Source organism: Blastococcus sp. SYSU D00813, assembly GCF_054050735.1.
In genome coordinates this window covers 91,255-102,703 of the sequence record NZ_JBJGZX010000008.1, presented here as the reverse complement: position 1 = coordinate 102,703, position 11,449 = coordinate 91,255, and the positions used below count along the sequence as shown (strand labels likewise).

Below are 11,449 nucleotides of genomic sequence, written 5' to 3'. Positions count from 1 at the left end.
GGCTCCTCGACGGCGAGGAGCCCGGGCCGTCGTCCGTCCGCGCCCGCCTCCGGCCACCCTCAGGTGACCCGGTCGGCGGGCGTCCTCCCCCACGGCCCGCGGCGAGGGAGGACGGCGCGGGCCGCCCCACCCGGGCCGGGAGCCCTCAGCGGAACTTGCGGGTGAGGCTGTCGATGTCGCGCTGCACCGAGGCGATCTTGACGTGCGAGAGCCCGCCGTCCGCCCCGGCCAGCATCATCGCCTCGTGCGCGGCGCGCAGCGTGTCCCAGACGACGTCGGCCTCGCCCTCCAGCGTGGTGCCGAGCGCGCCGACCTCGTAGCGCAGCCCCGAGCCGGCGATCACCGCGATCGCCGCCTCCACGTGCGCGTGCGGGTCCTCCGGGGTGCCCGGCGGCGAGGGCGCCACCTGGATCTCGGCGATGACCCACTCGCCGGAGGAGGCCGTCACGAGCCCTCCTCGCCGGCGCTCGTCGGCGTCGTGCCGGGAGGTGCTCCGCCCCCTGCTGCGCTCGCGAGCCCGCTCACGCCTGGGCGCCGTCCACCGGCTCGGCGACCCGCGTCTCGCTGCGGTCGGCGAGCACCGCCGTCCACTCCACGATCCGCCGGGCCACGTCCTGCTCGGTCAGCCCGGCGTCGGCGAGCACCTGGCCGCGGCTGCCGTGGTCGAAGAAGCGCTGGGGCAGGCCCAGCGTCCGCACCGGGACGTCGCACTGGCGGTCCTGCAGCACCTGGGTGAGCGTCGTCCCCACGCCGCCGGCCCGCCCGCCGTCCTCGACCGTGACCACCAGCCGGTAGCCCGCGGCCAGCGTGGCGAGATCGTCGGACACCGGCAGCACCCACCGGGGGTCCACCACGGTGACGTCGACGCCGTGGTCGGCGGCGCGCTCGGCGACGGCCAGGCACATCGGCACCATCGAGCCGACGGCGACCAGCAGCACGTCCCGGCGCTCGGCCCGGCGCATCACGTCGACAGGGCCGCGGCGCTCCAGCGCCGGCAGGTCCGGGGGCAGCACGCCCTTGGGGAAGCGGACGACGGTCGGCCCGTCGGTCACCGCGACGGCCTCGCGCAGCGCCTCGCGCAGGGTGGCCTCGTCGCGCGGGGCCGCGAGCCGCAGACCCGGCACCACCGACAGGATCGACATGTCCCACATGCCGTTGTGCGAGGCCCCGTCGTCGCCGGTGACCCCTGCCCGGTCGAGCACGACGGTGACCGGCTGGCGGTGCAGCGCGACGTCCATCAGCAGCTGGTCGAAGGCCCGGTTGAGGAACGTCGAGTACACGGCGACCACCGGGTGCAGCCCGGCCATGGCCATGCCGGCGGCGGAGGTGAGCGCGTGCTGCTCGGCGATGCCGACGTCGAAGGTCCGCTCGGGGAAGCGCTCGGCGAAGGGCGCGAGTCCGGTCGGGTGCAGCATCGCGGCGGTGACCGCGACGACGTCGGACCGCTCGCCGCCGATCCGCACCAGCTCGTCGGCGAAGGCGTCGGTCCAGGCCAGCCCGGTCTTGCGCACGGCCGCGCCGCTGTCGGGGTCGAAGACCCCGGTGGCGTGCCAGGCGTCGATCTGGTCGGTCTCGGCCGGCGGGTAGCCGTAGCCCTTGGTGGTGACGGCGTGCACGATGACCGGCCCGCCGAAGGAGCGGGCGCGGCGCAGCGCCGACTCGAGCACCTCGACGTCGTGCCCGTCGACCGGGCCGACGTACTTGAGCCCGAGGTCCTCGAACATGCCCTGCGGGGACAGGACGTCCTTGAGGCCCTTCTTGATGGCGTGCAGGGCGTCGTACAGCGCCGAGCCCAGCACCGGCGCGCGGTTGAGCGCGTGGCGGACCTGCAGCAGCGCCTGCTCGTAGCCGGGGCGCAGCCGCAGGGTGGCCAGCGCGTCGGCGACCCCGCCGATGGTCGGCGAGTAGGAGCGGCCGTTGTCGTTGACGACGATGACCACCGACCGGTCCCGCGCGGAGGCGATGTTGTTCAGCGCCTCCCAGGACATGCCGCCGGTGAGGGCGCCGTCGCCGACCACGGCGACGACCGGCCGGGAGTCGCCGCGGATGGCGAAGGCCTTGGCGAGCCCGTCGGCGTAGGAGAGCGCGGTGGAGGCGTGGCTGTTCTCCACCCAGTCGTGCTCGCTCTCGGCCCGGCTCGGGTAGCCCGAGAGCCCGCCGCGCTGGCGCAGCCGCTCGAAGTCGTCGACCCGCCCGGTGAGCATCTTGTGCACGTAGGACTGGTGGCCGGTGTCGAAGACGACGGGCTCGCGCGGGGAGTCGAACACCCGGTGCAGGGCGATGGTCAGCTCGACCGCACCGAGGTTGGGGCCGAGGTGGCCGCCGGTGCGGGCGACGCTGGTGACCAGGGCGTCGCGGATCTCCGCGGCCAGCGCCGGGAGCTGGTCGGCGGGCAGACCCCGGAGGTCGGCGGGACCGCGGAGCGAGCGCAGGAGCGACACGAGGTGGTCAGCGTCCTCTCTGACGGCGGCAGGGTGCTGGGCGACGCGGACGCAGCCGCGTCCACTGTATCCGCGTACGACCGGTCCTTCCGGTCGAGCGGGACAGGTGGATGCGGGGTCACACCCGCTCGCTACAGCCGCGGCACCCAGCGCTCGCCGCGCAGCGCCGCCGCCACGACGGCCACGCCCCGCGCGGCGCCGGCCAGGCGGGCGCCCTCGCGCTCGTAGGCGGTCATCGCCGCCTCCATCGCCTCGGCCGGCAGGTGGTCGGCCAGCTCGACCCGCACGGTGCGCCAGCCCGCGCGCGCCGCCTCGAGCCCGGCGGTCACGTGGTCGGCGGCGAACCGGGCCAGCAGCACCGGGTACCGCCGCAGCACCTCGTGGGCGCGGTAGTCCGGCGGCACGAGGTCGAACAGCCAGGCGACCGCCGTCCGCTCCCAGTCGGGGGCGCCCGGTGGCCGCACGTCGTCCGGCCAGCCCGGTGGCAGGCGGTCCCGTCCGGCGTCCACCGCACCATGATGCCCCACCGGTCGAACAGACGTTCGACCCGGCGCGCTCAGTCGATCGGGCGCTTGAGCCAGAACTGCTCGAAGCCCCACGTGCCGGCGCCGCTGGAGTGGTAGCTCACGAGCTCCCACCCCTCGCCGCCGAGCCGGTTGAGGACGGAGCTGGTGTCCCCCGCCTGCCGTTCCAGCGTGCCGCCGGGGAGCTTGACGCTCACCCCCGCGCGCTGCGACTCCGCGTCGTTGGCCGTGATGACCGAGGCGTACTCCCAGGTGGTCACCCGACGACCGTAGCCGTCGGCCGCCCCGGCCCCGGCACCGCCCGGTGTCAGGCGGCCGGTTCCAGCAGCGCCACGCACTCCACGTGGGCGGTCATCGGGAAGGCGTCGAAGGCCCGCAGCGCGGTCAGCGACCACCCCTCCCCGGCGAACACGGCGACGTCCCGGGCCAGCGCGGCGGGGTCGCAGGCCACGTAGACGACGGCCCGGGCGCCCGAGCCGGCCAGCACCCGGCTGACCCCGGCACCGGCGCCCGCGCGCGGCGGGTCGAGCACCACGACCGACGGGGCGTCCCCATGCTCGCCCAGCAGCTCGGCGAGGCCCTCGGCGTCCACCTCCCCCTGCCACACCTCGGCCTGCGGCAGGCCGGCGAGGTTGGCCTCGGCGGCGGCGCAGGCACCGGCGTCGGCCTCGACGCAGACCACCCGGCCCCCGGCGCCCACGGCGGGCGCCAGGGCGCCGCCGAACAGCCCGGCCCCGGCGTAGAGGTCCAGCACCGTCTCCCCCGCCGTCGCGCGGGCGTAGCTGGAGACGGCGGCGACCAGGGCGTCCGCCGCGGCCGGGTGCACCTGCCAGAAGCCGGTGCCCTCGACCTCCCAGTCCCGGCCCCCGGCCGCCCGGGCGGCCCGCATGGCCGGTTCGGCGGGCAGGTCTCCCCCGGGCCGCAGCACCCGCGTCGACGTCGGTGCGCCGCGCCGGTCCAGCCGCGTGGTCGTCACCGCCCCGGTCGAGTCGACCGCCACGTCGACCGCGCCGGCGCCGGGCCAGCGGCGGCCCAGCACGGCCGCGGCGGCCGGCTCGAGGGTGATCGGGCAGTCGTCGAGCAGCACGAGGTCGTGCGAGCGGTGCCGGCGCAGCCCGGCCGCCCCGGCGCGGTCGACGGCGAACCGCGCCCGGGACCGCCAGCGCAGCGGGCCGCCCGGGAGCTCCTCCACCTCGAGCCCCGCGACGACCGGGTCGTCGCCCAGGCCGGCCAGGCGGGTCAGCTGCTCCCGGACGACGGCGGCCTTGAGCCGGTGCTGCTCGGCGAAGGCGACGTGCTGCCAGTCGCAGCCGCCGCACCGCCCGGGGCCGCTGTACGGGCACGGCCGCTCGACCCGGTGCGGGGAGGCCTCGAGCACCTCGACGGCGTCGGCCCGGCAGAAGCCGGGCTGGCGGTCCTCGGTCACCTCGACGACGACCCGCTCCCCCGGCAGCGCGTGCCGGACGAAGACGACGCGCCCCTCGTGCCGGGCCACGCAGTGCCCGCCGTGCGCCACCGGGCCGACCTCGACCTCGAACCGGCGGCCCGCCCACCCGAGCCCCCGATCGCGCTTCGCTCGACGCCCTCCGGCCCCGTCCCGAGGCTCGTCCCGAGCCTGCGAGGGATGAGGAGGACGGGGTCCTTCACCCATAGGGGGTGACGTCGGCGTCGTCGGTGATGCCGCGGCGCAGGTCGCCGGGTGCCGGGCCGCCGCGCCGTCCGTCGTCGTCGCCACGGCCGACGGAGCTCTCCAGCTGCCACGGCACGGTCGTGATCATCACGCCGGGCTGGAACTGCAGGCGGGCGCGCAGCCGCAGGGCGCTCTGGTTGTGCAGCAGGTTCTCCCACCAGTGCCCGACCACGTACTGCGGCACGAAGACGACCACCAGCTCGCGCGGGCTCTTGCGGCGGATGGCCTTGACGTAGTCGACGACCGGCCGGGTGATCTCCCGGTACGGCGACTCGAGGACCGTGAGCGGCACCGGGATGTCGTAGCGCTCCCAGTCGGCCTGCAGCCCGCGCAGCTCCGCGTCGTCGACGTTGACGGTCAGCGCGGTCAGCGCGTCCGGGCGGGTGGCCCGGGCGAAGGCCAGCGCGCGCAGGGTCGGCTTGTGCACCTTGGAGACGAGCACGATGGCGTGCACCTTGCTCGGCAGCATCCGCGAGTCGGGGTCGGGCACGAGCTGCTCGGACACGTGCGAGTAGTGCCGGTTGATCGCCCGCATGAGCAGGAAGAGCACCGGCATCACCAGCAGCACCAGCCAGGCGCCGCGGGTGAACTTCGTGATGATGATGATCACCAGGACGACGCTGGTCAGGGAGCCGCCGACGGTGTTGATCGTCTGCGAGCGCCGCATGCGCCGCCGGGCGGCCGGGTCGGTCTCCGACCGCAGCTCCCGGTTCCAGTGCCGCACCATGCCCCACTGGCCGATGCTGAAGCTGGTGAAGACGCCGACGATGTACATCTGGATCAGCCGGTTCGGGTCGGCCTGGAACGCGACGATGAGCAGGCCCGCGAACCCGGCGAGCAGCAGGATGCCGTTGCTGTAGACGAGCTTGTCGCCGCGGGTGTGCAGCTGCCGGGGCATGAAGCGGTCCTGCGCCAGCACCGAGCCCAGCAGCGGGAACCCGTTGAAGGCGGTGTTGGCCGCGAGGATCAGCACGAGCGCGGTGAACGCCTGCACGTAGAAGAAGCCGACGGAGGTGTCCCCGCCGAAGGTCGCCGCGGCGAGCTGGGCGATCACGGTGCGCTGGGGCTCGGTCTCGCAGTTCGCGAAGCCCTCGAGGTCGCAGGGGTGCTCGGCGTACCGGACGTCGGCCAGCAGGGCCAGCGCGGTCACCCCGGCGAACATCGTCGCGGCGATGCCGCCCATGAGCGCGAGCGTGGTGGCGGCGTTCTTGCTCTTCGGCGGCTGGAACGCCGGGACGCCGTTGGCGATCGCCTCCACCCCGGTGAGCGCGGTGCAGCCGGAGGCGAAGGCGCGCAGCGCGAAGAAGACCAGGGCGAGGCCGGCCACGTTCTCGTAGCCGGGCTCGGGGGTGATGCTCCAGGCCGCGCTCTCGGCGCGGACCGGGTCGTCGGTGAAGAAGTCCCGGATGAGCCCGGTGACGATCATGACCATGATGCCGGCGACGAACAGGTACGTCGGGACGGCGAAGGTCTTGCCCGACTCCCGGACGCCGCGCAGGTTGGCCGCGGCCAGGACCGCGACCAGGCCGAGCGCGATCGCCACGCGGTGCTCGTTGAGCGACGGGAACGCGGAGATGATGTTGTCCGTGCCGGCCGACACCGAGACGGCGACGGTGAGCACGTAGTCGACGAGCAGCGCGCTGGCCACGGTCAGGCCGGCGAACTGGCCGTGGTTCTTCATCGCGACCTCGTAGTCGCCGCCGCCGGAGGGGTAGGCGCGCACCACCTGGCGGTAGGACAGGACGACGGTCGCCAGCAGGATCACGACGCCCACGGCCAGCCACGGGGCGAGGAACAGGAACGCCGTCCCCGCGAGGGTGAGGACGATCAGCACCTCCTGCGTGGCGTAGGCCACGGAGGACAGCGGGTCGCTGGCGAAGATCGGCAGCGCCAGGTGCTTCGGGAGCAGCGACTCGCCGGCGCGGTCGCTGCGGACCGGGCGCCCCAGGACGAGCCGTTTCGGGAGTTGTCCGAGGTCGGACAGCGATGGCACGGCGGCGATGGTACGGACGGCGGGCCCCGGCGCGCCGCGACACCGCCCGTGAGAGGGAGGACACCCGCAGGCGGCGCCCCGGCCCCCCGCGCGGGTGTAGCTTCGCGCGCGGTACGGGCGAGGGCCCGCACGGTGGAACCAGGGAGCGACACGTGCACGTGGTCGTCATGGGCTGCGGCCGCGTCGGCTCGGCCATCGCGCGGCGGCTGGAGGAGGTCGGCCACAGCGTCGCGGTCATCGACCAGGACCCCGAGGCCTTCCGCCGGCTGGGGCCGGACTTCGCCGGCCGGCAGGTGACCGGGCTCGGCTTCGACCGGCAGACGCTGCTCGACGCCGGCATCGACTCCGCCGGCGCGTTCGCCGCGGTGAGCAGCGGCGACAACTCCAACATCATCAGCGCCCGGGTGGCCCGCGAGACCTTCGGCGTCCAGCACGTCGTCGCCCGCATCTACGACTCCAAGCGGGCCGAGGTCTACGAGCGGATGGGCATCCCCAGCGTCGCGACCGTCCCGTGGACGGTGAACCGCCTGCTGCGCGAGCTGCTGTCGGTCAAGGTCAACGAGCTGTGGCGCGAGCCCACCGGTCAGGTGCTGATGCTGCGGGTCACGGTCACCGACGGCTGGGTGGGCCGCAAGCTCACCGAGCTCGAGAAGGCCACCGGTGCGCGGGCGGCCTGGGTGGTCCGGTTCGGCGAGGCCCGGCTGGCCACGCCGTCCACCGTGATGCAGGACGGCGACCAGCTCGTCCTCGCCGCGACCGACGCGATCACCCCGCGGGTGCACGAGGTCGTCGAGCGCGGCCCCGAGGGAGGCGAGCACTGATGCGCGTCGCGATCGTCGGCGCCGGCGCGGTGGGCCGCTCCATCGCCGGGGAGCTGCTGAGCAACGGGCACACCGTGATGCTCATCGAGAAGGACCCCAGGAAGGTGCGCACCCGCGCGGTGCCCGGCGCCGAGTGGGTGCAGGCCGACGCCTGCGAGGTCTCCTCCCTGGAGGAGGCGCAGCTGGCCACCTGCGACGTCGTGGTCGCGGCCACCGGCGACGACAAGGCCAACCTCGTGGTGTCGCTGCTGGCCAAGACGGAGTTCGCGGTCAACCGGGTGGTGGCCCGGGTGAAGGACCCGCGCAACGAGTGGCTCTACACCGAGGCCTGGGGCGTCGACGTCGCCGTCTCCACCCCGCGGGTGCTCGCGGCGCTGGTGGAGGAGGCCGTCACCGTCGGCGACGTCGTCCGGCTCATGACCTTCCGCAAGGGCGCGGCCAACCTGGTGGAGATCACCCTCGCCGAGGACACCCCGTGGGTCGGCCGGCCGCTGCGCGACGTGCCGTTGCCGCGGGAGACGGTGCTCACCGCCGTGCTGCGCGGCGACCGGGTGATCACGCCGTCACCCGACGAGCCGCTGGAGGCCGGCGACGAGCTGCTGTTCGTCACCCACGCCGACGTCGAGGAGCAGCTGCAGGAGGTCCTCTCCGCCGGCCGGCCGGTCTAGCGGGAGGACCCCGTCCCCCTCACCCCTCGCCGGCTCGGGGCGAGCCTCCGGACGGGGCCTGACCGGTGGCCGGGGCGCGGTGGTGGTGCAGCCGGGCGACCACCCACAGGGTCACGGCGAGCTCGACCACCGTCACGGGGATGCCCAGCAGCAGGGAGACGACGCCGAGCACGGTGGCGTCGCCGTCCTCGCTCTGGAAGTACAGCGGGCCGGTGATCGCGGCCCGGACCAGGAAGACCGCGCCCCACATCACGGTCAGCCAGCCGTAGGCGCGCACCAGCCGGCGGTCGTCGCGCCAGTGGCACTCGGCCTCCGGGTCGGCGGCGCGCTCGCCGGTGTGCGGGTCGCGCTCGGCGGGGCGCAGCGCCGCCGAGGCGCGGTGCAGCCGGCCGCGCATCCCCGGCGGGTGCGCCGTGTGCCGGGCCATGGCGCCGAGGTGGCTGGGTGCGAGGAACTCCGCGATGACCCCGACCAGGGGCCAGCGGACCAGGACCGACCCGAGCAGCACGACCCCGATGGCGGCGTTGCGGATGATCCCGATGACGTAGAAGTCCCGGGCCTGGCCGGAGTAGGCGGCGATCGCCACGGCGACGCCGACCGCGAAGAGGCCGCTGAAGGCCTGTTGCACGCTCTCCCGGCGGACCAGGCGCAGCAGGAAGACGAGGACGGCGACGCCCAGCGCGCTCCAGATGCCGACGCGCAGGCCGCCCAGGGAGTTGGCGACGATGAACGCCACCGTGGGGAGGCTGGCGTCGAGCATGCCGCGCCAGCCGCCGAGCTGGTCGAGCACGAGGTGCCGGTCGAAGACGCCGGCGCGCGTGGCGGCGACGGCCTCCGCCGGGCCGGCCTGCTCCTCCCCCGTCGCCCCCGCGGGAGGGCGGTCGCTCCCGGCCGCAGCCGTCACCCGACGCCCAGCTCGTACCAGGGGTTGTAGATGACCTCGCGGCCCTCGAAGGAGCCGAAGCGGCCGCGCGCGGTGAGCGTGCGGCCGGGCTCGATGCCGGGGATCCGGCGGCGGCCCAGCCAGACCAGCGTCACCGAGCCGGAGCCGTCGAACAGCTCCGCCTCGAGCGTGGGCACCGTCTCGCGCGGGGTGTAGACGACCGACCGGAGGCGGCCGGTCACGGTGACGACCGCGCCCTTGCGGCAGGCGCTGACGGCCTCGCAGCCGGCGCTGGCCACCTCCTCGCGGAGCAGCTCCGCGTCGCGGGTCTGGTCGTCTGCGGTGAGCCGCTGGAGCGTCCGGGTGAACCAGCCGGCCGGCCGGGTCTCTGTCACGGGTCCAGGGTAGTCCCGGCAGGACCGCCGCCGCGGCGGGTCCGCAGCCAGTCCCGGACCGCGGCCCACGCCGGCCCGGAGGGGTCGATCAGCACCATGTGGTCGCCGGGCAGCAGGCGCAGCTCGACCCGGTCCCCCGCCGCCCGCGCCACGGCCGCGTACCGCTCGCTCTGCTCCGGCGGGACGACGTCGTCGCCCGTGCCGTGCACGCACAGGACGTCGGCCCCCGTGGGCACCAGCCGCACCGGGTCGGCCAGCGCCAGGACCCCGGCGGTGGGCGGTCCCCCGAGCAGGTCGCGCACCGCCCCGCGCCCGAGGTCCTGGGCGTGCGCGCGGCCGAGGTCCAGGACGCCGGCCTGCAGCACCGCGGCGGTGACCCGCACCCGCGGCGCCGCGCCGGGCGCGCCGGGCGGCAGCAGCGCGCGGCCGGCGGCCCAGGCGGCCAGGTGCCCGCCGGCGGAGTGGCCGACCACGGTGACGTCGGTCAGGTCCAGCCGGCCGGCCCCGGCGCCCTCCTCCGCCAGCCCGGGCAGCGTGTCGAGCGCGGCGGCGACGTCCTCGACGGTCCGCGGCCACCCGCCGTCGGCACCCACCCGGCGGTACTCCACGGCAACGGCGGCGAAGCCCGCGGCCGCGAGGTCGGCGGCCAGCGGCCGGGCCAGCTCGACGCCGTACGCCGCCCGCCAGAACCCGCCGTGCAGCACCACGGCGACCGGCGCGGGCGCCGCGCCGGCGGGCAGGGTCAGCTCGAGGAACTGGTCCGGGTGCGGCCCGTAGGCCGCCACGGTGGTCACGCCTGCTGCGGCGGCGGGGTGGCCGGCGCAGCCGCCGGCCGGCCGGCGGCCTGCTGCCGGGCGGCCTGCTGCGCGGCCACCTGGGCGGCGGCCTGCGGCGGCAGGGTGAGCGGCAGCTGCTCGCGCACCGGCATCGGCTCCGTCCCGCGGACGACGACGATCCTGCGGAACACGTCCTCCAGCGGCGCGGCGGCCTCGGCGTTCTCCGCGGCCGGGCCGCTGATCATGCCGCGCAGGAACCAGCGCGGGCCGTCGACGCCGAGGAAGCGGGTGGCCCGGCGCACCGGGGCGGGCGCGGGCTGGCCGGCCGCGGCGACGGGGGTCATGCGCACGTGCCCGGCGAGCTCCGGCCCGAACGGCCCGTCGACCTCCTTCAGGCTGCCGCCCTGCCCGGAGGCGCTGCGGGCGAGGTCGGCGCGGACGTCGTCCCAGATGCCGCCGGCCCGCGGGGCGGCGAAGGCCGAGACCTGCAGCAGGGAGTCGCCGTAGCGGAGCGTGGCGCCGACGACCTTCTGCTGCTGGTTGAGGTCGACCCGCAGCTCGGTGCCGGGGACCGCGGGCAGCCGCAGCGAGCCCAGGTCGACACGGGCCACGCCGTCGGAGGGCGCGTCGGCCTCGTCGTAGGGCCCGGTGGTCTCCTCGACCTCGCGCACCCGCACCTGCGGCTCGGGCGGGACGCCCTTCTCGCGCAGGCTGCGGTCGATGCGGTTGCGCCGCCGTCCGAACGGCATCTCAGGCCTCCGTGTCGTCGTCAGCGAGGCCCACGCCGGTGGAGCCGTGCCCGCCGGCACCGCGCTCGGTGCCGGGCAGCTCGTCGACCGGCACGAACCGGGCGCGGACGACCGGCTGCACGACCAGCTGGGCCACCCGGTCGCCGCGGCGCAGCGTGAGCGGCGTGGCCGGGTCGAGGTTGACCAGGTTCACCTTGATCTCCCCCCGGTAGCCGGCGTCGATGGTGCCCGGCGCGTTGACCAGGCTGAGCCCCAGCCGGTGGGCCAGGCCCGACCGCGGGTGCACGAACCCGGCGTACCCCTCCGGGATGGCCACGGACACGCCGGTGCCCACCAGTGCGCGCTGCAGCGGGGCCAGCTCGACGTCCTCGGCCACCGACAGGTCGGCGCCGGCGTCGCCGGGCAGGGCGTAGCGGGGCAGGACGGCGGCCGGCCCGGCCAGCCGCACCGGGACCTCCACGTCGGCGGGACCGGGCGGGGAGGTCGGTGGCAGCACGACTGCGATCCTA

At 75.8% G+C, this 11,449-nt stretch carries 13 protein-coding genes; 2 read left to right on the top strand and 11 right to left on the bottom strand.

What is annotated here, in order from left to right; translation table 11 throughout:
- Positions 1-145: 145 nt before the first annotated feature.
- From ACI8AX_RS08010 to ACI8AX_RS07985, 6 genes are all read right to left on the bottom strand, one after another.
- Complete coding sequence (locus tag ACI8AX_RS08010; protein WP_456549265.1) at positions 146-448, bottom strand: thiamine-binding protein; 303 nt, start codon at positions 446-448, stop codon at positions 146-148.
- Positions 449-521: 73 nt separating this feature from the next.
- Positions 522-2,441, bottom strand: a complete 1,920-nt coding sequence (gene dxs / locus ACI8AX_RS08005) for a 1-deoxy-D-xylulose-5-phosphate synthase (protein ID WP_456549264.1) — start codon at positions 2,439-2,441, stop codon at positions 522-524.
- Between the two features lie 131 nt (positions 2,442-2,572).
- Positions 2,573-2,950, bottom strand: coding sequence for a hypothetical protein (locus tag ACI8AX_RS08000; RefSeq protein ID WP_456549263.1), 378 nt, complete (start codon positions 2,948-2,950; stop codon positions 2,573-2,575).
- A 47-nt stretch (positions 2,951-2,997) separates the two neighbouring features.
- Complete coding sequence (locus ACI8AX_RS07995; RefSeq protein ID WP_456549262.1) at positions 2,998-3,225, bottom strand: DUF4177 domain-containing protein; 228 nt, start codon at positions 3,223-3,225, stop codon at positions 2,998-3,000.
- A 47-nt stretch (positions 3,226-3,272) separates the two neighbouring features.
- Complete coding sequence (locus ACI8AX_RS07990; protein WP_456549261.1) at positions 3,273-4,481, bottom strand: class I SAM-dependent RNA methyltransferase; 1,209 nt, start codon at positions 4,479-4,481, stop codon at positions 3,273-3,275.
- 127 nt (positions 4,482-4,608) lie between these two features.
- The gene (locus tag ACI8AX_RS07985; protein ID WP_456549260.1) at positions 4,609-6,648 is read right to left on the bottom strand and encodes an APC family permease; all 2,040 of its coding nucleotides are present in this window, start codon (positions 6,646-6,648) and stop codon (positions 4,609-4,611) included.
- A 152-nt stretch (positions 6,649-6,800) separates the two neighbouring features.
- Between ACI8AX_RS07985 and ACI8AX_RS07980 the strand changes: the two genes are divergently transcribed.
- A complete protein-coding gene (locus tag ACI8AX_RS07980; RefSeq protein ID WP_456549259.1) occupies positions 6,801-7,469 on the top strand; it encodes a potassium channel family protein in 669 nt (222 codons plus the stop codon).
- The gene (locus ACI8AX_RS07975) at positions 7,469-8,137 is read left to right on the top strand and encodes a potassium channel family protein (protein WP_456549258.1); all 669 of its coding nucleotides are present in this window, start codon (positions 7,469-7,471) and stop codon (positions 8,135-8,137) included. The genes ACI8AX_RS07980 and ACI8AX_RS07975 overlap by 1 nt, the downstream gene beginning before the upstream one ends.
- A gap of 19 nt (positions 8,138-8,156) precedes the next feature.
- Here ACI8AX_RS07975 and ACI8AX_RS07970 read toward each other — a convergent pair whose 3' ends face one another.
- The 5 genes from ACI8AX_RS07970 to dut are packed head-to-tail and all read right to left on the bottom strand — an operon-like array spanning position 8,157 to position 11,436.
- Positions 8,157-9,041: a DUF3159 domain-containing protein gene (locus tag ACI8AX_RS07970; protein ID WP_456549257.1), complete on the bottom strand. Its 885-nt coding sequence runs from the start codon at positions 9,039-9,041 to the stop codon at positions 8,157-8,159.
- Positions 9,038-9,415, bottom strand: coding sequence for an OB-fold nucleic acid binding domain-containing protein (locus ACI8AX_RS07965; RefSeq protein ID WP_456549256.1), 378 nt, complete (start codon positions 9,413-9,415; stop codon positions 9,038-9,040). The genes ACI8AX_RS07970 and ACI8AX_RS07965 overlap by 4 nt, the downstream gene beginning before the upstream one ends.
- Entirely contained in the window at positions 9,412-10,209 is a 798-nt protein-coding gene (locus ACI8AX_RS07960) for an alpha/beta hydrolase family protein (RefSeq protein WP_456549255.1), read from the bottom strand. Before ACI8AX_RS07960 ends, ACI8AX_RS07965 begins: the two co-directional genes overlap by 4 nt.
- Positions 10,206-10,940 (bottom strand): DUF3710 domain-containing protein, encoded by a 735-nt coding sequence (locus ACI8AX_RS07955; RefSeq protein ID WP_456549254.1) that lies wholly within the window; start codon positions 10,938-10,940, stop codon positions 10,206-10,208. The genes ACI8AX_RS07960 and ACI8AX_RS07955 overlap by 4 nt, the downstream gene beginning before the upstream one ends.
- A 1-nt stretch (position 10,941) precedes the next feature.
- Positions 10,942-11,436, bottom strand: a complete 495-nt coding sequence (dut, locus tag ACI8AX_RS07950; RefSeq protein ID WP_456549253.1) for a dUTP diphosphatase — start codon at positions 11,434-11,436, stop codon at positions 10,942-10,944.
- Positions 11,437-11,449 lie beyond the last annotated feature (13 nt).

Coding starts and splice junctions, on each gene's coding strand:
- ACI8AX_RS07975 (WP_456549258.1), top strand. CDS start 7,469: ATGCGCGTCGCGATCGTCGGCGCCGGCGCGGTGGGCCGCTCCATCGCC.
- ACI8AX_RS07955 (WP_456549254.1), bottom strand. CDS start 10,940: ATGCCGTTCGGACGGCGGCGCAACCGCATCGACCGCAGCCTGCGCGAG.